Source organism: Flavonifractor sp. An82, assembly GCF_002159265.1.
Taxonomy (GTDB): domain Bacteria; phylum Bacillota; class Clostridia; order Oscillospirales; family Oscillospiraceae; genus Flavonifractor.
Genome location: NZ_NFHG01000002.1, coordinates 81,142 through 101,074, shown reverse-complemented (window position 1 = coordinate 101,074; position 19,933 = coordinate 81,142). Strand labels below are relative to the sequence as shown.

General features: G+C 61.3%; 18 protein-coding genes. All 18 read right to left on the bottom strand.

Going from position 1 to position 19,933, the window contains the following annotated elements; all coding sequences use genetic code 11:
* Positions 1-137: 137 nt before the first annotated feature.
* Positions 138-1,061 carry a magnesium transporter CorA family protein gene (locus B5G34_RS04140; RefSeq protein WP_204245902.1) on the bottom strand — a complete coding sequence of 308 codons (924 nt, stop codon included), beginning with the start codon at positions 1,059-1,061 and terminating at the stop codon, positions 138-140.
* A 601-nt stretch (positions 1,062-1,662) separates the two neighbouring features.
* Positions 1,663-2,781 carry a cell division protein FtsZ gene (gene ftsZ, locus B5G34_RS04135; RefSeq protein WP_087334554.1) on the bottom strand — a complete coding sequence of 373 codons (1,119 nt, stop codon included), beginning with the start codon at positions 2,779-2,781 and terminating at the stop codon, positions 1,663-1,665.
* A 59-nt stretch (positions 2,782-2,840) separates the two neighbouring features.
* Positions 2,841-3,230: a small basic family protein gene (locus B5G34_RS04130; protein ID WP_087334552.1), complete on the bottom strand. Its 390-nt coding sequence runs from the start codon at positions 3,228-3,230 to the stop codon at positions 2,841-2,843.
* Positions 3,231-3,992 (bottom strand): DUF881 domain-containing protein, encoded by a 762-nt coding sequence (locus B5G34_RS04125; protein ID WP_087334550.1) that lies wholly within the window; start codon positions 3,990-3,992, stop codon positions 3,231-3,233.
* A 16-nt stretch (positions 3,993-4,008) separates the two neighbouring features.
* Positions 4,009-4,998, bottom strand: coding sequence for an FtsQ-type POTRA domain-containing protein (locus B5G34_RS04120; RefSeq protein ID WP_087334548.1), 990 nt, complete (start codon positions 4,996-4,998; stop codon positions 4,009-4,011).
* Between the two features lie 89 nt (positions 4,999-5,087).
* Positions 5,088-6,335, bottom strand: coding sequence for a UDP-N-acetylglucosamine 1-carboxyvinyltransferase (murA, locus tag B5G34_RS04115; RefSeq protein ID WP_087334546.1), 1,248 nt, complete (start codon positions 6,333-6,335; stop codon positions 5,088-5,090).
* A 63-nt stretch (positions 6,336-6,398) separates the two neighbouring features.
* Positions 6,399-7,532: an undecaprenyldiphospho-muramoylpentapeptide beta-N-acetylglucosaminyltransferase gene (murG, locus tag B5G34_RS04110; RefSeq protein WP_087334544.1), complete on the bottom strand. Its 1,134-nt coding sequence runs from the start codon at positions 7,530-7,532 to the stop codon at positions 6,399-6,401.
* 26 nt (positions 7,533-7,558) lie between these two features.
* On the bottom strand, positions 7,559-8,770 hold the full coding sequence (locus B5G34_RS04105) for a putative peptidoglycan glycosyltransferase FtsW (protein ID WP_242956827.1): 1,212 nt from the start codon (positions 8,768-8,770) through the stop codon (positions 7,559-7,561).
* 36 nt (positions 8,771-8,806) lie between these two features.
* Positions 8,807-9,787, bottom strand: coding sequence for a phospho-N-acetylmuramoyl-pentapeptide-transferase (gene mraY / locus B5G34_RS04100; RefSeq protein ID WP_087334542.1), 981 nt, complete (start codon positions 9,785-9,787; stop codon positions 8,807-8,809).
* Between the two features lie 95 nt (positions 9,788-9,882).
* The gene (locus B5G34_RS04095) at positions 9,883-11,346 is read right to left on the bottom strand and encodes a UDP-N-acetylmuramoyl-L-alanyl-D-glutamate--2,6-diaminopimelate ligase (RefSeq protein ID WP_087334540.1); all 1,464 of its coding nucleotides are present in this window, start codon (positions 11,344-11,346) and stop codon (positions 9,883-9,885) included.
* 23 nt (positions 11,347-11,369) lie between these two features.
* The gene (locus B5G34_RS04090; RefSeq protein ID WP_087334538.1) at positions 11,370-13,808 is read right to left on the bottom strand and encodes a penicillin-binding transpeptidase domain-containing protein; all 2,439 of its coding nucleotides are present in this window, start codon (positions 13,806-13,808) and stop codon (positions 11,370-11,372) included.
* Between the two features lie 182 nt (positions 13,809-13,990).
* The gene (locus tag B5G34_RS04085; protein WP_087334536.1) at positions 13,991-14,542 is read right to left on the bottom strand and encodes a hypothetical protein; all 552 of its coding nucleotides are present in this window, start codon (positions 14,540-14,542) and stop codon (positions 13,991-13,993) included.
* Positions 14,543-14,578: 36 nt separating this feature from the next.
* The gene (gene rsmH / locus B5G34_RS04080; protein ID WP_087334534.1) at positions 14,579-15,529 is read right to left on the bottom strand and encodes a 16S rRNA (cytosine(1402)-N(4))-methyltransferase RsmH; all 951 of its coding nucleotides are present in this window, start codon (positions 15,527-15,529) and stop codon (positions 14,579-14,581) included.
* A gap of 1 nt (position 15,530) precedes the next feature.
* Complete coding sequence (gene mraZ / locus B5G34_RS04075; RefSeq protein ID WP_087334870.1) at positions 15,531-15,947, bottom strand: division/cell wall cluster transcriptional repressor MraZ; 417 nt, start codon at positions 15,945-15,947, stop codon at positions 15,531-15,533.
* A 335-nt stretch (positions 15,948-16,282) separates the two neighbouring features.
* Positions 16,283-16,795 carry a hypothetical protein gene (locus B5G34_RS04070; protein ID WP_087334532.1) on the bottom strand — a complete coding sequence of 171 codons (513 nt, stop codon included), beginning with the start codon at positions 16,793-16,795 and terminating at the stop codon, positions 16,283-16,285.
* Entirely contained in the window at positions 16,795-17,292 is a 498-nt protein-coding gene (coaD, locus tag B5G34_RS04065; RefSeq protein ID WP_087334530.1) for a pantetheine-phosphate adenylyltransferase, read from the bottom strand. The genes B5G34_RS04070 and coaD overlap by 1 nt, the downstream gene beginning before the upstream one ends.
* A gap of 7 nt (positions 17,293-17,299) precedes the next feature.
* On the bottom strand, positions 17,300-17,857 hold the full coding sequence (gene rsmD / locus B5G34_RS04060) for a 16S rRNA (guanine(966)-N(2))-methyltransferase RsmD (protein ID WP_087334528.1): 558 nt from the start codon (positions 17,855-17,857) through the stop codon (positions 17,300-17,302).
* Complete coding sequence (gene uvrC / locus B5G34_RS04055) at positions 17,854-19,692, bottom strand: excinuclease ABC subunit UvrC (protein WP_087334526.1); 1,839 nt, start codon at positions 19,690-19,692, stop codon at positions 17,854-17,856. Before uvrC ends, rsmD begins: the two co-directional genes overlap by 4 nt.
* Positions 19,693-19,933 lie beyond the last annotated feature (241 nt).

Sequence of the window (19,933 nt, the reverse complement as noted above, 5' to 3'; positions counted from 1 at the left end):
CATTCGGTTCATTGCTAACCATTATGCCATGTAAATGTTACCACAATATGAATCCCCTCGGATTTTTCGTCTGAAAATTTTTGGAATGTAAAGTAATAAAGACCCGCTGCGGCAGTGCCGGGCAGCGGGTCTTTCGGTCAGAACAGATCTTTTTTCTTTAGGATGATGCCGGTCACCACGATCACACCCAGGGAGAGTACCAGCGGGAACCACCAAAACTGGTCCAGGGGCAGGTTGGCCACGTTCATACCGTAGAAGCTGAAGAAAATATTGGGGATGGTGAGCAGGATGGTGATGGAGGTCAGCACCTTCATGATCACGTTCAGGTTGTTGGAAATGACGGAAGCAAAGGCGTCCATCATGCCCGAAATAATGGAGGAGTAGATGTTGGCCATCTCGATGGCCTGGCGCACCTCGATAAGCACGTCCTCCAGCAGGTCATGGTCCTCCTCATAAAGGGTAATGATGCGGCCCCGAAGGATCTTCTCCAGGGTAACCTCATTGGCCTTCAGGGAGGTATTGAAGTAGACCAGCGACTTCTCCAGGTCCAGCAGCTGGATGAGCTCCTTATTCCGCTGGGACTTGTAGAGCTGGCGCTCCATATAGTTGTAGATCTTGTCGATCTGCTTCAGGTATTGCAGGAAGCGCTTGGCCACCTGGAGCAGCATATAGAGGATAAACTGGGTCCGCTTCTGGGTGTCGGCGTTGCGCACCAGACCGTCCTGGAAGTCCTTCAGGATGGAGGTCTCCTTCAGGCAGACGGTGATGATGTGCTTCTCCGTCACGATGATGCCCAGAGGCAGGGTAGAGTACACCACCGCGTCGTCCTTCTCCACCGAGGGGGCGTCGATGATGATGAGGGTCTGGCCCTCCTCGGTGTCGATACGGGAGGTCTCCTCCTCGTCCAGGGCGGCCCGCAGGAAGGTGGGCTCCACACCCAAGGTCACCGCCACGGTATTCAGTTCATCCTCGCTGGGATAGGTCAGGTTGACCCAGCAGCCGTCCTGGACGGAATCCAGCCGGGTCATCTTCCCATTGATGGTCTTATGGATCGAAAGCAATCATATCACGCCTTTCCGGGCGCAGGGGCCAAAAAGGCATAATAATCCCCGCACACCTATTGTCTCGTGGGTCCGCCCTTCCTATACAGGGGACCCAAAAAGGGCACAGGCGTGCGGGTGCTTACCGGCAGGGCCGGTCACACACGGAGCAGATACGCCGTGCCAGTTTCGCTGCATTCTCGACTCAGAGGGTCACCGCTCACGGCGCATATCACTCCCTTAAAATGTGGTTTATTTTGCCAAAATACCGGTTTTGCTCGCTTTCCGCTTATTTTGGCCGACCTTTATTATATGCCTTTTCCCGGCGGATTGCAAGCCCGGAGAGCAGCAAAAAAGGAGCCGCCGTAAAACGGCGGCTCCTGAGAACTTTCAAAAAAGTGGCAAAGCCACTTTTTTGAGACGGCTGCAGGCTGTCGCGCGCAGGCTCTGCCCGTCAAAGGCGGGCAAAACCCACACTAACAGCCTGAGAAGTATTTTCGGCCACGCACATGTCGCGGCCGAAAACAGATTTGGACTTGTTTCGCGCCTGCGGGCGCGAACTCTGCGAGGCTTTTCCACAAATAAAAGGAGCCGCCGTAAAACGGCGGCTCCTGAGGTATACTCAGCGATTGCGGTTAAAGATCTTGAAGATATCCTCAAAGGGATCGTCCTCAGCGGGAGCGGCAGGCTGAGCCTGGCCGTTGGCGGCAGGAGCCTGGGGCTGCTGAACGCCCGTCTTCTTCTCGGCGGCGGCAGTAAAGGGCTTGTTGGGCATGGCGCCCTCCAGCTCTTCAAAGCCAGTGGCAATGACGGTGACCCGGATCTCGTCCTCCAGGGTGTCGTCGAAGGCGGCACCGAAGATGATGAGGGCGTCGGGATGGGCGGCCTGCTGCACCAGGTTGGCAGCGGTCTCCACTTCCTCCAGGCCGATGTCCACGGAGCCGGTGACGTTGACCAGAACACCCTTGGCGCCGTTGATGGAGGTCTCCAGCAGGGGGCTGGAGATGGCCATCTTGGCGGCCTCCTCGGCCTTGTTCTTACCGGCGGCCCGGCCCACGCCCATGTGGGCCATGCCGGCATTCTGCATGACGGCGGTGACGTCGGCGAAGTCCAGGTTGATGAAGCCGGTATTCTTGATCAGGTCAGAGATGGACTGCACCGCCTGGCGCAGCACATCGTCGGCGATCTCGAATGCATTCTGGAAGGTGATCTTCTGATCGGTGGCAAACTTCAGACGTTCGTTGGGAATGATCACCAGGCTGTCCACCCGGGTACGCAGCTCCTCGATACCCTTCTCCGCCTGCATCATGCGCCGACGGCCCTCAAAGTTGAAGGGCTTGGTGACCACGCCCACGGTGAGGATGCCCATCTCCTTGGCGATATCGGCCACGATGGGGGCCGCGCCGGTGCCGGTGCCGCCGCCCATACCGGCGGTGATGAACACCATGTCGGCGTCCTCCAGGGCCTTGGAAACCGCGTTGCGGCTCTCCTCAGCGGACTTGCGGCCCACCTCGGGATCGCTGCCCGCGCCCTGGCCGCCGGTGAGCTTCTCACCGATCTGAATCTTAAAGGTCGCGCTGGAAACGGCAAGCGCCTGCTTGTCCGTATTCACAGCGATAAAATCAACACCCTTTGTACCGGTCTTCACCATCCGGTTGACAACATTGTTACCGCCGCCGCCAACGCCGATCACCTTAATGGTAACCACATTATCCGGCCCGGTGTCCAGTCCAAACGCCATAACTGCTCCTCCTATGTAGAACGTATTCGTAAAATAGCATGTAGAAAAGGAAGGCCCTCTTATCTTTGGTCCTCCTGCTGGGAAGATACTATATCTAGTTGATTTATTGTATCTCTCTTTTGCTTCGAGGTCAATAGTTCCCGCCGGATTTTAGCAAAGTTTTGGAACATGCGGGTGCCGAAAACCACCACTGCCGCAAGGTACAGGGGAATGCCCAATTTCTGGCCCAGCCAGGTGAGAAAAACGGCGATGGCTGCATTCCCGATGGTGCCCGACAGGAACACGGAGAAGTGAAACTCCCCCTTGATGCGGGCGCAGTAACCGCCCAGGGCGGAGTCCAGCGCCGCCAGCAATCCGGCGGCCACATAGAGAGAATACTGGCTGGGGATGGTCCAGGGCACCAGGATGCCCATCACCACACCCACCAGCAGGCCGATCAACTCCAGCATTTATTCTCCCCCCTCTTCCCGCTCCGCACTATCCGACGTCGCCGTATGGGCGTACTGATAGGTGATGGTGCCGTTATACTTGGGGATGAGCAGCAGATCGCTGGCCGTCACCTGCACGGAAATCCCCCACTGGCTCAGCACATCCACCACGCCGTTGCGCATGGTAAGGGCGCTGTACAGGGTGTCGGGGTCGCCGATGGCGAAGATCACATAGGGAGCGGCATACCGCCGGCCGTTCACCGTCACCACCGCGCCGGTACAGCGGATCTCGCTGTTTGCCAGCAGCCGCTCTCCATTGAGGGAGATGGCCTCCGCCCCGGCGGAGCGCAGTTCGTTGACTACCGACAGCAGGTCATTGTCGTGGATCAGGTAATCGGCCTCATCGCCGGTCACGTTGGTCTGGGAGGAATCCTGCAGGATCACCGTCACGCCGGGGCCCTCCACATCGGTGCGGCCGGCGGCGATCTCCAGCTGCTCCAGTTCCTGGCGCAGGGCCTCGCTGCCCTCCGTCCCCGAGGCGGCCTGGTCCCGGTAGATGCTCAGTTCATCCTGAAGCTGAGCCACCTGGTCCTCCAGGGCATCGTTCTGCTTGGACTGCTCATTATAGAGTTCCTGTAAAGTCTCAAGGCGGCTGGCGTTGGTGGCGTCCGCCGCGCCGGTAAGCTGCACACTGCGCAGCTGGGCCGCCAGCAGATAGCCCACGATGATGCATACCACCACCACCGCAAACTCGCCTCTTTTGCGTCGTTTCTTTTCTGCCATGAAATTCTCCTTGTTCTTACTCCGCCTGCTCCGGGGCCTGCTCGGGCACCGTGGGCGTATGGGAGGGGTCTGGCGAAGCCGGGCTCTGAGAGGTCTCCGGTGCCTCCCCGCCCTCATTGGGCTCCGTACCCTCCGCGCTCTCCGTCTCCCCGCCGGATGCCTCCGGCTGCTGGGTGGGCTCGGTGGGCTCAACGGGAGCCTCCACAGGGCTCCATCCCTCGGGCAGCCAGCGGTCGGGCAGCAGATGGACCTCCCGGCTCTCATAGTTCAGATCCAGCGTGCCGGTACGGGTGATCCCCCGCTCATCCATGGTCTCCAGGGTGCGCTTGAGCTCGTAGGTGGCGTCGTCAAAATCCCCGTTCATGGGAAACACCACCGTCAGGTTGGCGCCGTAGCCAAAGCGGAGCTCGTTGTCGGCGGTGAGGTCGATAAAGGCGCTGAGGCTGCCTGTCATGACCCGAGCCTGGATGGCCTTCAGGAAGGCCTGAAGCCGCTCCAGCTTGTTCTGCTGCTCGGGAGCCACGGTCAGGGTGTTGCCCACCGTGGGATTCTCCGGCGTGATGCCCAGCAGCTGGGGCTTGCCCTGGACCAGGGAAGCATCTCCCATCTCCAGCACCTTGCAGTTGCTGTTGATCAGCCAATAGGAGCCGCCGCTCTCCACCCAGGCCACACCGCTGCTCTCGGCCACCTCAAAGATCAGGGTGTCGGGCAGCTTGCGGCTGATGGTCACGTCGTCCACATAGGGCAGCTGGGTGAGAATACGGTCGGCGATCTGGTACTTGTTCAGGGTAAACAGGTTGTCCCCCTGCTCCACGCCGGCGGCGGCGATGATCTCCTCCTGGCTGTAGCGGGAGTTGCCCGTCACCACCATAGTATTTACCCGGAAGAAAATGATGCAGCCCATCAAAATGGCGGCAAAGATGAGCAGAATGGACAGCAGCTTATAGAGGCCGCCGAAGCGCCCTCTGTTTCGCCGCCGTCCTCTTCTGTTTCGTCTTGCCGCCATTGCGTCGATCTCCTGTCCTTTTTTCTCTATCCTCGCACGGAATGGTTGATTGTTTGCTAAGAAATTCTTACGATTTTCTCAAACTTGCCCTACACCCGCCGGATGCTGGCCCCCAGACATTGCAAATCATACTCCAGGGACTGGTAGCCCCGGTCGATGTGGTGCAGGCCGGTGACAGTGCTGCTTCCCTCGGCCCCCAAGGCGGCCACCACCAGGGCGGCTCCCCCCCGCAGGTCGGTGGCCATCACCGGAGCGCCGTGGAGCCGGGAGACGCCGTACACCACGGCCACCCGGCCTTCCACTCGGATATCCGCCCCCATGCGGATCAGCTCATCCACATGGCGGTAGCGGCTCTCAAACATATTTTCCACAAAGACGGTGCAGCCGGTGCCCCCCGCCAGGGCCGCCATCAGCGGGGCCTGGGCATCGGTAGGAAAACCGGGGTAGGGTGCGGTACGCACCGGGCGTACCCCCTTCAGGGGCCCCTCTGTCCTGAGAAAGATCCGGTCTGCGCCGCTGGTGACCTGACAACCGGCCTCCTTCAGTACCGCCGTCACCGTGGACAGGGTGCGCCAGTCCACACCGGTGACCTCCACACTGCCCCCAGCCGCCGCAACGGCAGTCAGGTAAGTAGCGGCCACGATCCGGTCCCCCATCACCCGGTAGGACCCGCCGTGGAGCGGGGTTCCCCCCTCCACGGTGATGACCGAGCTGCCCGCCCCCCGGACATTGGCTCCCAGGGCCTGCAAAAAGCCCTGGAGGTCCACGATCTCCGGCTCCCGGGCTGCGTTGGTGATGGTGGTGGTACCCTGGGCGCACACCGCCGCCAGCATGGCGTTCTCGGTGGCCCCCACGCTGGGCAGAGAGAGCACGATATCCGCACCCTGGAGCTGCCCCTGGCAGAACAGGCTCCCGCCCTGCTCCTCCACCGTGCCCCCCAGGGCACGAATGGCGGCCAGATGGAGGTCGATGGGCCGGGGCCCCAGCTCGCAGCCCCCGGGGGCGCACAGCCGTGCCTGTCCCATCCGCCCCAAAATGGCCCCCAGAAAGATGACGGAGGAGCGCATCTCCCGCATCAGCCGGTCGGGCACGTCAAAGCGAGTGGGCGCGGAGGCATCCACCACCACCGCCTCCCCCTGCCGCTCCGCGCGGCAGCCCAGGTGGCGCAAAATGGCCAAAGACGCCTCCACATCGGACAGGCGGGGACAATTTTGGATCACACAGGCCCCCGGGGCCAGCAGGCAGGCCGCCAGAATGGGCAGGACGCTGTTTTTGGCCCCATGGATCTGCACAGAGCCGTCCAGCGCCCGCCCACCCGCAATTACATATGCACTCATAGCTTCCATCCTCCGCATTCAGGATTTATGTACGCCATCCTATGCGTTTGATGGAAGGCCGGTTCATTTTGCCCGCTTTTCCAGCAATTCCTTCAGAGTCTGGTAAATTTTCTCCGCCGCGTCGGGAGACCCCATCTCCCGCAGGGCGCGGCCCATGCGCTCCCGGCGGTCAGGATCGTCCAGCAGCTGGCCCACCAGCGCATGGAGCTTCTCGCCGCTGGACTCGCTCTCGGGCAGCAGCACCGCGCCGCCGGCGTTGGCCAGCACCCGGGCGTTCTTGGTCTGGTGGTCAGCCACCACATTGGGGGAGGGCACCAGCACCGCCGGACGGGCAATGGCGGTGAGCTCCGCGATGGTGGAGGCTCCCGCCCGGCAGAGCACCAGGTCGGCTGCCGCCATCACCAGGGGCATATCATAGATATACTGCCGCACCTCCACGCCGGGATACTGGGCCAGGTCCACGCCCCCCTCCTTCAGGGAGGAGAGCACCTGCTCATAGTTGCGGCCCGCGCCGTGGATGTGCCGCCAGGGAGCGCCCGCCCGGCACTCCCGGATGATACAGTCGGTAATCTGCTCGTTCATCACCTTGGCGCCCAGGCTGCCCCACACCGACACCACCAGGGGCCGGTCATCGGTAAAGCCCAGCTTCTCCCGGGCCTCCTTCCGGTTGTAGCGGAAGAAGTCCTCCCGCACCGGAGTACCGGTGACCACCACCTTGGAGGGATCGTCGTAGTGGTTCCGGCTCTCCTCAAAGCCCACCATCACCACGTCCACCACCTTGGACAGGGTCTTGGTGGTGAGACCGGGGACGGCGTTGGACTCGTGGACGGCAGTGGGGATGCCCCGGGCGGCCGCCGCGTTGACCACGGGGTAGGAGGCATAGCCGCCGGTACCCACCACCAGGTCGGGCCGGAACCGGTCCAGAATGGCGTTGGCCTGCTTCTTGGATTTGTTCATGTTCAGCAGGGTTTTCACATTGTGGACGATGGCCGCCGGGGTGAGGGACCGCTGGAAGTTGGTGATGGTCACCGTCTGGATCTCATAGCCCTCCTTGGGCACCAGGCGGGTCTCCATGCCGCCGTCAGCGCCCACAAAGAGCACCTGGCAGCCCGGATTACGGGCCTGGAACATCTGGGCCAGAGCCACCGCCGGATTCACATGTCCCGCGGTACCGCCACAGGTAAAGAGTATCTTCATTTGCCCATTTCCCTCCTGCAATCGCACTATTCTTGTTTGGGCGCTGGGATCTGTCTTGAGACTGATAGTACCATTCCCATCTCGCCCAGCTGGATCATCAATGCCGTACCGCCGTAGCTGAAGAAGGGCAGAGAGATACCGGTGGAGGGGATCAGGTTGGTGACCACGGCGATGTTCAGGAAGACCTGCACCGCCGTCAGGGTGGTGATACCCACCACCAGCAGAGCGCCGAACCGGTCCCGGGCATGGACAGCAATCCAATAGCCCCGGATGATCAGCAGCACAAAGAGCAGGATGATGATGGCCGCCCCGATGAAGCCCAGCTCCTCGCAGACGATGGAAAAGATGTAGTCGTTCTCCGACTCGGGCAGGTAGAGGAATTTCTGGCGGCTCTTTCCCAGGCCCACGCCCAGCAGGCCGCCGGAGCCGATGGCGTACAGGGACTGAATGGTCTGGAAGCCGCTGCCCCGACCGTTCATACCGTCGTTCCAGGGATCCTTCCAGATGGCCAGACGGGTGGCCATGTAGCTGGTCTGGGTCATAATAAAAAACAGTCCGGCTGCGGCAGCGGTACCGCCGCCGATGAACCAGTACAATCGGATGCCGGCGGCAAAGAGCACCGACGCGCCCCCCATCAGCACCAGAATGGTACCCGACATATGGGGCTCCATCAGCATGAGAATAGCCACCAGACCCAGAACCACAAAGTAAGGGATGGGCTCCAGCACTCCCTTCTCATCCAGCCAGGCATAGAGGCCGCTGAGGGGATGGCGGGGGGGCAGGCGCTTGTGCTTTTCGGTGTTGCGCTTGGACAGGCGGGCGGCAAAATACATAATGACGCCCACCTTGGCAATCTCCGAGGGCTGGAAGCCGCCGATGATGGGCAGGCTGATCCACCGCTGGGCGCCCACGGTGCTCCGGCCGTAGCCGAAGGGGATAACCAGCACCAGCAGGATAATGGAGATGGCCAGCACAAAGACGGACAGGCCCCGGAAGGTCTGGTAGTTGATCTTGGAGATCAGATACATGGCCACCAGACCCACGCCGCCGAAGGTGGCCTGCTTGAAAAAGTAGTTGGTGGGGCTGAGCCCCTCGTTCATGGCAGTGGGATAGGAGGCAGAAAACACCATGATGACGCCGATGACGGTGAGAATCACCACCAGCATCAGAAAGGGAATATCAATGGGGCCCCGGGCCAGCTGCTGCATGACCGTCAGGTCCCGTCTGCGTTTTTTCATGGCAGCGTCACCTCCTTACCGGGTGGTACTTCGTCCTCAGCGGTACATGACCCCCCAGAACGCCAGCGCGCACATCACCAGGGTGATCCCGGTGAAGACGCAGAACAGCTTCACTTCGCTCCAGCCGCCCATCTCCAGGTGGTGATGCAGGGGGGCCATGCGGAAGATCCGCTTGCCGTGGGTGAGTTTGAAGTATCCAACCTGTATAATATCAGACAGAGTCTCCGCAATGTAGATGATTCCCACCAGGATGAGCACCAGGGGAATATCCAGGGCAAAGGCCAGGCCGCACACCGCGCCCCCCAGGAAGAGGGAGCCGGTATCACCCATAAACACCTTGGCCGGATGGAAGTTGTAGATCAAAAATCCGGCCAGGCCGCCCAGCAGGGCGGCGGAGAAGATGCCCAGCTCATAGTGTCCCCACCAGCAGGCCACAGCGGTAAAGAAGAGCATCACCGGCATGGTAACGCCGCTGGCCAGGCCGTCGATGCCGTCGGTGATGTTGACGGCATTGACGCAGCCCACCATAACGAAAGCGGCAAAGACCATGTACAGGGGCCAGGGCACCGACAGGGTCACATTGAAGAAGGGGATATACAGATCCGGGGTCAGGTAGCCGAAATTGCGCATAAGCACGGTGAACAGAATGGCCGCCGCCAGCTGAAGAATAAACTTCTGGGGGGCGGTCAGACCGGTATTCTCGTGCTTTTTCACCTTAAAATAGTCGTCAATGTAGCCGATAACACCGAACACCAGGGCAAACACCAGTACAAAGCCGCCGCCGAAGGTTCCGGCGGCAAAATCCTGCCAGCCCAGGGCGGCTACCGCCACGATGGCGGCAATGATGAACATGAGCCCGCCCATGGTGGGGGTGCCCTGTTTGGACATGTGCCAGGTGGGGCCGATCTCCTTGATGGACTGGCCGGCCTTCATGCTCCGCAGCACGGGGATCAGGATCCGCCCCGCCAGGGCGGCCACCACGAACCCGATCAGGCAGCTGATGACGATCCTCAACATCTCTTTTGAACCTCCAAAGCCTCTTACAGCTCGATTTTTGTCCGCATCAATGGACCAACGTGGTATTTTATCACAGACCGCCACGGGTTTCCACTCTAAAATGCAACAAACTTGCTCCCTGCTTTTGCAAAAAAGGCCGCCACTTCCTCCCGTTCGTCCAGATGGTGCTCCACACCGTTGATCTCCTGGTAGGTCTCGTGGCCCTTTCCTGCCAGCACCACCGTATCTCCCGTCCGGGCAAGGGAGAGGGCCAGGGAGATGGCCTTTCTGCGGTCAGGCTCCACATGTCGCTGGGCCTGAGTGCCCGCCATGCCGGCCAAGACATCCCGGATGATGGCCTCCGGCTCCTCTGTACGGGGGTTGTCAGAGGTCACCACCGCCACGTCGGCCAGCTGTCCGGCAATGGCTCCCATTTGGGGCCGCTTGGACCGGTCCCGGTCCCCGCCGCAGCCAAAGAGGCAGATCACCCGCCCCTTTGTAAAATCCCGGACCGTTGTGAGGATATTCTCCAGGGCATCCGGGGTGTGGGCGTAGTCGATGAGCACCGTGTAGTCTGCCGGGACAGGGACCACCTCAATGCGGCCCTTCACCCCCCTGGCGCGGGCCAAAGCAGCTGCGATCTGCCCCAGGGGCAGACCCAGAGTCAGGCCGCAGGAGATGACGCCCAGAGCGTTGTAGATGGTAAATCCGCCGGGAATGGGCAATTTGATCCGGGCAATGGCGTCCATGGTCACCGCCTCAAACTCCACCCGGTCGGGAAAGAGCCGCAGGTTCTTGGCGGTGAGGTCCGCCTCGTCCCGGCACTCGGAATAGGTAAAGGCTGGGCAGGGAACGGTATCGGCATAGTACCGACCCGCCTCATCGTCCAGGTTGAGCACCGCCCGGTCACACTGGCGGAACAGCAGTCCCTTGGCCTGACGGTAGGCCTCCATAGTGCGGTGGAAATCCAGATGATCCTGAGTCAGGTTGGTGAAGATGCCCGCCGCAAAACGGATGCCATCCAGGCGATGGAGAACCAGGGCGTGGGAGGATGCCTCCATCACCACATGGCTGCACCCGGCGTCCGCCATCTGCCGCAGCAGATGCTGTACCTCCCAGGACTCCGGGGTGGTACGGTGGGCGGGCAAAACCTGGTCGCCGATCATATTCTGATTGGTACCGATGAGCCCCACCTTGGCTCCCAGCACCCCCTCCAGCATGGCTTTAAGGAGGTAGGTGGTGGTGGTCTTGCCGTTGGTGCCGGTGACTGCCAGCACCGTCAGCTCCCTGGCCGGATGGTCAAACCAGTTGGCAGAAGCCATGGCCAGAGCCGCCCGGGGATCGGGAGTGGTCAGCCAGGGCCCCTCCCTCTCCGGGGGGCGGCGGCAGAGCACTGCCGCCGCCCCCCGTTCCAGAGCAGTTTGAATAAATTTATGTCCGTCGGTCTTGTAGCCCGGCAGCGCCACAAAGAGACAGCCGGGGCTCATGGTTCGGGTGTCGTAGCATACGCCGGTAATTTCCACATCCTGGATGTTCCCAGACGTGAGGGGCACGCCCGCCAGCACGTCATTCAGCTTCATGCACACACCCCGCTTTCTGCGTGTTACAGGCCTGCGCCGCTGGCCGTGGAGTCGGTGAAGCGCACCTCAATGGTGGTACCCCGGTCCACGCTGGTGCCGGCTGCGATGGATTGATCGTAGGCCACCAGGTTGGCGCCATACTCGGTGGCGCCGGTGGCTTTCAGGTAGAGGCCCAGGGCCGACAGCTTCTCCTTGGCCTGATCCATACTCAGGCCGTCCAGGTTGGGCACTGTGACCTGGTCGGTGGGCACTTCAGCCCCCATGTAGACCACCACTTCGCTGCCGCCGGGGATGGAGGCCCCGTTGGCGGGGATCTGGCCGGTGACGGTATCGCCGTCGCCCACCACCCGGATGGAGAGATTGTTCTTCTTCAGCGCGGAGGTGGCGTCCGCCAGATTGAGGCCGGTCAGGTTGGGCACCAGCACGTCTGCGGTGGCGGAGTAGCTCTTCTCCACGCCCAGATAGTCCAGGATCTTCTCCAACAGCTCGCCGGCCTTGATGGCCGCCATGTTGCCGCCGCTGATGTACCAGCCACCTGCGGTGGTATTGCCGCCGGGATAGGCGGGCTTGGGATTATCGTAGGCCAGCAGGATGACCACTTGGGGATCGTCCGCCGGGGCAAAGCCCAGGAAGGAGACGATGGTGCGGTCGTCCTCGGTGGTCTCGGAGGAGCCGGTCTTGCCGCCGATGCGGTAGCCCTCCACGGCGGCGTTCTTACCGGTGCCGCCGTCCACCACCTTCTCCAGAATGGCCCGACACCGCTCGCTGGTCTGCTCGCTGATGACCTGGCGCACCTCGGTGGGCTCGGTGTGCTGGAGCACATTGCCGTCGGCATCGGTGATCTGGCTCACTACGTAGGGCTGCATCAGGTGACCGCCGTTGACCACGGAGGAGGCGGCGGTGATGAGCTGCAGGGGGGTGACCTGGAAGCGCTGACCGAAGGAAGCAGTTGCCAGGTTCACGTTGGTGAAGGACTCCCGACTCCAGATGATCTGGCCGCCGCCGGTAGGCTCGCCCTGCATGTCGATGTTGGTGGGCTCCAGGAAGCCGAAGTCCTCCAGATAGTCATAGAATTTCTCCGCTCCCAGCTTCTGGCCGATGGCGATGAAGGCCGGGTTACAGGAGTTGGCCACAGCCTTGGCCAGATCCTGATCTCCGTGACCGTCCCGGTCGGAGCAGCGGATGGGAGGGCCGTTCCAGCCCTCCACCGCCACGCTGCCGGAGCAGTAGAAATGGTCGCTCTCGCTGACCACGCCCTCTTCCAGGGCGGCAGCCAGCACCATACACTTGAAGGTGGAGCCTGGCTCATAGGACAGGCGCACAGCACGGTTGGTCCACTGGGTGGTGAGAACCTCGGTCTCCGCCGCGCTCACCGCATCCTCGTAGGCCTCCTCGGTGGAGGCACCCTCCGCCAGAGCCTTCTGGTAGGCCTCCTCCTTGGTATATTCCCCGCTCTTGATGTCCTCCAGATACTGGAGGAGCACCGGGTCGCTGACGTCCCAGGGATCGTTGGGGTCAAAGCTGGGGGAGTTGGCCCAGCCTAGGATGGCACCGGTGTTGGGGTCCATGGCGATACAGAAGCCGCCATTCTGGACCTCAAACTGCTCCACGCCCTCCTGGAGGATGCTCTCACAGTAGGACTGGATGGTGGAATCAATGGTGAGGGTCAGGTTGCTGCCATCGGTGGCGTCGTAGTAGTCCTCAAACCGGTAGAGCAGCTCGGTACCCACGCCGTCCTTGGCGGTGACCACCCGGCCGGTCTGGCCGGAGAGGATACTCTCGAACTGGGCCTCCAGGCCGTAGGCGCCCTGATTATCCAGGTTGGGGTTGACCCAGCCCACCACCTGGGCGGCCAGACTGCCCTTGGGGTAGTACCGCTTGCTGGTGGGCATCAGATAGATGCCGTGGGACAGGTGGTTCTCGGTGATAAACTCCTGGACCGCCTCCGACTCCTCCGGCTCGATCTTCTTTTTGATGATCTCGTACTGGGAGTTTTTATTCTGCAGGTGGTCCAGCACGTCGTCCACCTCCAGGTCCAGAATAGCAGCCAGGTTCTCGGCAATAAACTGGTCGGTGGGCTCCGGGTAGTCTGGCAGCTTTCCGCCATCCTCCTGGGCCTTCTCCACTTTCTCCTGGTAGGTCTCCAGGGTCTCCTGCAGGTCCCGGGGGGAGAGCTGCACGTCATACACCGTGGCGCTCATGGCCAGCACTTCACCCTTGCTGTCGTAGATGGTGCCCCGGTTGGCGGTGACGGTGCTGTCCCGAGTCTGCTGCTTGACCGCCAGGTCCTGATAGTAGTCGTGCTGGCTGATCTGGATCTGCCAGAGCTTGACAAACAGCGGAATAAAGGCCAGCAGTCCAAAGATGGCCATCAAAAACAGGCTGCGGATCAAAATGGTACGGTTGGCGCGCCGGTCCGGCCGCTGCCGAACAATGCGGTTGCCTCTTTTTCTTTGTGCCATACGCGGCTCACCTCGCTTGGGAATCATAAAACGGTTCGGACCCGGAGATACCGGGCAATATCGCAGGAGGGCGTAAGAAAATCTCTTTTCTTACGCCCTCTCTTTACACTACTTGTTCCGGGGCAGCCGTATGGGGCAGCCCGTTTCTCTCTATTGTCTGCCGATGCAGTATATGGCGCGGCTCATCTGAAATATTCCACGATCTCCGTGATGATGGACCGGACGCCCTCCACAGCCCCCTCCAGGCCGGCGGCTGTGTTCTCCTCCTCAAAATAGGTCACGGTGTCCGGTTCGGACAGATCCACATAGATGACCTGACCGTTCTGGGGCTTGACCATACTGTTGTCGGCGGTCAGGGTGCTCTCGATGGTGTCCAGGTCGTAGGCCAGCTCGTACTGGGCCCGCAGCTTGGCCTCCTCGGTCTTGAGAGAGGTCAGATCGGACCGCAGGCTCACCACCTGCTCGGAGATCTCAGCCAGCTGCACATAGCTGAACAGCAGCAGGACCGCAAAGGCGGCCACCGCCAGGAAACCGACCACCGCAAAGGGGGAAACCGCTCCTGCCTCCCGCACCCGGACCTTGGGCCGGACCACCGCGCGCTCTCTGGGCCGGACCAGCGGTCGGGGCTGAAGGACCTCCTCCTGCTGGAGCTGCCGTGCCGCAGAGCCGTCATATACGTTGAAGGGGATGGTGTCGTACTTGGAATATCTTCTGCGCTTCACGGCAGTTGCCATGGCTGCTCCACTCCATTCTCATTCGTAAATCTGCCGTTATCTCTCTCTCAGCTTTTCCGCTACCCGCAGCTTGGCGCTGCGGGCCCGGGGATTCTCTTCCAGCTCTTGGGGACCGGAAACGATGGGTTTCCGGTTCACCAGCTTGATCTGGGGCTTTTTCCCGCACACACATACCGGGAAGTCCGGCGGGCAGGTACAGCCCTTGGCGTATTCCGCCAGTCCGTTTTTGACGATGCGGTCCTCCAGCGAGTGGAAGGAGATGATCGCCAGGCGTCCGCCGGGATTGAGACGGGGCACCGCGGAGCGCACCATTTTGTCCACCGAGCCCAGCTCATCATTCACCGCGATGCGGATAGCCTGGAAGGACCGCTTGGCCGGGTGCTGCTTCTCCCGCAGGGCAGCGGCCGGCATGGCGCTTTTGATGATGTCCACCAGCTCCAAGGTGGTCTCCACCGGCTTGTTCTCCCGCGCGCGGACAATGGCTCCAGCAATGGCGGAGGAGTACCGCTCCTCGCCGTACTGCCACAGAATGCGCCGCAGCTCCTCCTGGGGCCATTCGTTCACCACCGTCCGGGCGGTGAGGGCATCGGACTTGTCCATCCGCATGTCCAGCGGGGCGTCCGCCATGTAGGAAAAGCCTCTGGCGGCGTCGTCCAGCTGGGGGGAGGACACCCCCAGATCAAAGAGCATACCGTCCACACCGGACAGGCCCAGTCCGTCCAGAATGGCATCCAGCTCACAGAAATTGCTGTGGACCAGCGTGACCTTATCCATCCAGGGGGCCAGCCGCTCCTGGGCGGCATCCAGAGCCGCCTGGTCACGGTCCACGCAGATGAGCCGGCCGGTGGTCAGCTTCTTTGCGATCTCCCGGCTGTGGCCCGCCCGGCCCAGGGTACCATCCAGATAGACGCCGTCCGGCCGGATGTTCAGGGCCTCGATACATTCTGCCAGCAAAACCGGCTTGTGGGAAAAACCTGCTTCACTCATCTCAGAACCCCAACATCTCCATACAGGCGGACATTTTCTCCGGCGTCATCTCTTCCTCCTCCTGGGCCTGCCAGGCATCGGCACTCCAGATCTCAGCCCGGTCGTTGACGCCGATGATGACCACGTCCTTGTCCAGACCGGCGTACTTGCGCAGCTTCTGGGGCACCACGATGCGGCCCTGGCTGTCCAGCTCGCACTTGGCTGCGTTGGCGAAGAGGGGGCGCATGGCCTTGGACTGACTCATGGGGAGGGAGGCAAACTTTTCTGTAAACCGGTCCCAGGTGGATTGGGGATAGATGGCCAGGCATGCGTCCACACCCATGGCCAGATAGAAGGTAACCCCCAACTCCTCCCGGAGTTTTGCAGGAATGAACAGGCGTCCCTTGCCGTCGATGCTGTGCTCGTAGGTGCCGGTCACGCCCTTCACTCCCCTCCACTTTGGTGGATTTGAGCGGGGTTTTCCCCCATTTCGCTCCACCGTCTCCTTCAGTATAAATGTTCTGTAACGGAATTGCAATAGTTTTTTACTCTTTTTTAACCACAAAACTCCCGCATTTTCCTGCGAAACCCGTGCTTTTTTGCATCAAAAACAAATGTTCGAGTTCTTTTGGTTGTCGTTCCAAAGAAAAAAGCACCATACCTGGTGGTATGGTGCTGAAAAAGTCACAATTTTATTGTGTTATGTAAATATGTACCCCACTGGCCGAACGGAAAAAATCTCCCCACCGCAGCGCGGTGGGGAGACCTGATTTTCTATTCATCCGCCTCGGCGTCATAGGGCTGGCGGCTGTTCTGGGGCACACCGCCACCGCCGGCCACCGCACGGAACCGGGCCCGGGATTTCTTGATCTCGTCGTAAGCCTCGGCCACTGCCTCCTCGGTGCGGCGCAGGGCGTCTTCACAGTAGTCGTTGGCCGCCTTGCGCAGGTCGCGGCTGCGCTCCTCGGCGGTGCGCATCATCTCGTTGGCCTTCTGCTTGGTCTGGGCCAGCAGCTCGTTCTCCGACACCATCTGCCGGGCCTGCTCCTCCGCCTGCTTGCGGATGAGCTCGGCCTCCCGCTTGGCGGAATTGATATAGTCGGTACGGGCGGCAATCAGCTTCTTGGCCTCGTTGAGTTCCATGGGGAACTGGCCCCGCACCTCATCCAGCAGGTCCAGAGCCTTGTCCCGTTCCAGAATACATTTATCGCTGCTCAGCGGCATATTCTTTGCTTCTTCGATCATCTCATAGAGCATATCCAGCAGTTCTTCCACACCGGTAGCCATCAGCGATCCCTCCCGCTTTCGATTTTTTGCCGGACGTCCTCGATGATCTCGCGGGGCACAAAGTCCGACAGATCCGCCCCGTAACGGGCCATTTCCTTGACCACGCTGGAGCTGACATAGGTGTATTTGGCGCTGGAGGGCAAAAACATGGTCTCCAGCCTGGGATTGAGTTTCCGGTTGATGAGGGCCATCTGCAGCTCGTTCTCATAGTCGGACACGGCACGCAGGCCCTTCACCAGGGTACACGCCTTCTTCTGCCGGGCGTACTCCGCCAGCAGGGTGGAGGAACAGTCCACCTCCACATTGGGCAGCTTGGCCACTACCTTACGGATGAGCTCGGTGCGCTCCTCCGGCGTGAACAGGCCCCGGTTCACCTTCTCCGAGTTCACCAGCACGCAGACGATAAGCCGGTCAAAGCAGACCGCCGCCCGCTTGATGATATTCAGGTGCCCCAGCGTGATGGGGTCAAAACTGCCTGGGTAGATCGCAGTTTTCATAAAGGTCTCACATCCTGTTGCCGTTGGCGCGGTGGTAGAGGGTCAGCTTGATCTTGCCGTAGCGGTATTCCCGGCCCTTCTCATAGGGGGCCTCCAGCTCCGGCAGCACCGCTTCGGCAGCGCTTTCGCAGACTATTATACCATTCTCCGTCATAATGTCAATCTTGGCAATGGTCTCAAGGGCCTTTTCCAGCATGCCGGTGTTGTAGGGCGGGTCCAGGAAAACCAGATCAAATTTTTCCCGGCTGCCGGTGAGAAAGGCCATGTAATCCCCCTGGATTACACGGGCGTGCTCGGCCAGCTTGGTGTGGGCCAGATTCTCCCGCACCACCGCTGCGGCCTCCTTTCGCAGGTCCACGAAGGTGCAGAAGGCCGCCCCCCGGGACAGGGCCTCGATGCCCATCTGGCCGGTACCGGCAAACAGGTCCAGCACCTGCCGGCCCTCGATATCAAACTGAACGATGTTGAATACCGACTCCTTCACCTTGTCGGTGGTAGGCCGGGTCTCCAGACCGGGCAGCTCCTTCAGCTTCCGGCCCCGGGCGATTCCGGTGATCACTCTCATGTGGGCTGTTCCCCTTTCGGATGAAAATAGTCGTAGACCGCCTGGGCGGTATGTTTCGGGACCACCTCTGCCAGCTGGGCCTGGGTAGCCTCCCGGATCTTCTTGACGCTCTTGAAGTGTTTGAGCAGGTCGCTCCGCCGCTTCTCCCCCACACCGGGGATCTGGTCCAGCACGGAACCCTTCACCCGCTGGTTCTGCTGCTGGCGGTGGAATTCAATGGCAAAGCGGTGGGTCTCCTCCTGGATCTGGCCGATGAGGGAGAAAATGGCCTGGTTGCCCTGGATGCCGATCTCCTTCCCTTCGGGGGTGACCAGAGCACGGGTGCGGTGGCGGTCGTCCTTCACCATGCCGAAGACCGGGATGGCAAGATTCAGCTCCTCCAGCACCTTCACCGCCACATTGGCGTGGTTCACGCCGCCGTCGATGAGAAGCAGGTCGGGCTTGTCGGCAAACTTCTCGTCGCCATCCAGATAGCGCTTGAACCGCCGCGTCAGCACCTGCTCCATGGAGGCATAGTCGTCGGGGCCGTCCATGTCCTTCAGCTTGAAGTGGCGGTAATCCCGCTTCAGAGGCCGGGCGTTCACATACACCACCATGGAGGCCACGATGTCGTCCGCCCCCTGGTTGGAGATGTCGTAGGACTCGATACGCCGGGGCGGCTCCTCCAGGTCCAGCATACGGCCCAGCAGCTCCATCAGCTTGCTCTGCCGCTCTTCCCGGGTGGTCCAGCGCTCCACTTCCTCCACGGCGTTCTTGTTGGCCAGACGGATCAGGTCCATCTTGGCCCCCCGCTGGGGGGTCACCAGCTCCACCTTGCGGCCTGCCTCCTCAGAGAACATCCGCATCAGGGGCACCTCATCCTCCAGCTCGCAGGGCAGCAGGATCTGCCGGGGCAGGCTGCCCCGGCCGCCGTAATACTGGCGCACCAGGGCGGACAGGATATCCGCAGTTTCCTCCTCCATGGGGGTATCGATCAGGTCCCAGTCCTTGGCGGCCAGCTCCCCCTCCACAAAGTGAAGCACCACAAAGCAGCTCTTGGTGGCCTCCCCCTTGTGGAAGCCCACCACGTTGGTGTCGGCCAGGGAGCCCGCCACCACCTTCTGCCGCTTGCCCAGCAGCTCAATGGCCCGGTAGCGGTCCCGCAGCTCGGCAGCCTTCTCAAAGCGCAGCTCCTCGGCGGCCAGTTCCATCTCCGCCTTCAGTTCGTCCCCCACCTCCTGGAATTTGCCCTCCAGCAGGCGGACGGCCTGGTCGATGGCTTCCCGGTAGCGGCTCTGGTCCATCTCCTTCCGGCAGTATCCGTCGCACTGGCCCATGTGGTAGTTGAGGCAGGGCCGCTCCCTGCCGATGTCCCGGGGGAACTTTTTGCTGCAGGAGGGCAGCTTCAGGGCCAGGCGCAGCGCGTCGATGATATTCTGGGTATTGCCCCGGCTGCCATAGGGGCCGAAGTACCGGGCCCCGTCCTCCGCCGCCCTGTTGGCCAGGGAAAACCTGGGGTACTCCTCCTTCACCGTCAGACGAATGTAGGGGTAGCCCTTGTCATCCTTGAGCAGGATGTTGTACCGGGGCTGGTGGCGCTTGATGAGGGAGTTTTCCAGCACCAGGGCCTCAAACTCGGAATCGGCCACGATGACGTCAAAGTGGTCGATCTGGCTCACCATGGCCCGGGTCTTTTCGGTATGGGAGGCCAGGTTGGCAAAGTACTGGCTCACCCGGTTTTTCAGGGCCTTGGCCTTACCCACGTAGATGACCACGTTCTTGGCGTCCTGCATGATATACACGCCCGGCTTCAGCGGCAGGGCATGAGCTTTTTCTTTCAGTTCGTCGAAGGTCATAGAAGCGGAACACGCCCTCCTTTCTGCCGGGTTTCTTATGCCCTGCCGCCGGGAGCGCCAGCGACCCGGCGCTTTGCGCCGTCCGAGCGTTTGGCCAACGGTCAAACCTCGCCGCAGGGGCAATTCATTTGCCCCGAGGATGTCAAATCATCCCCTGGGGGTCCCCAAAAGCGCCCTGCGCTTTTGGGGGGATGGGGCATGGGCTTTTTCTTTCAGTTCGTCGAAGGTCATAGAGGTACGT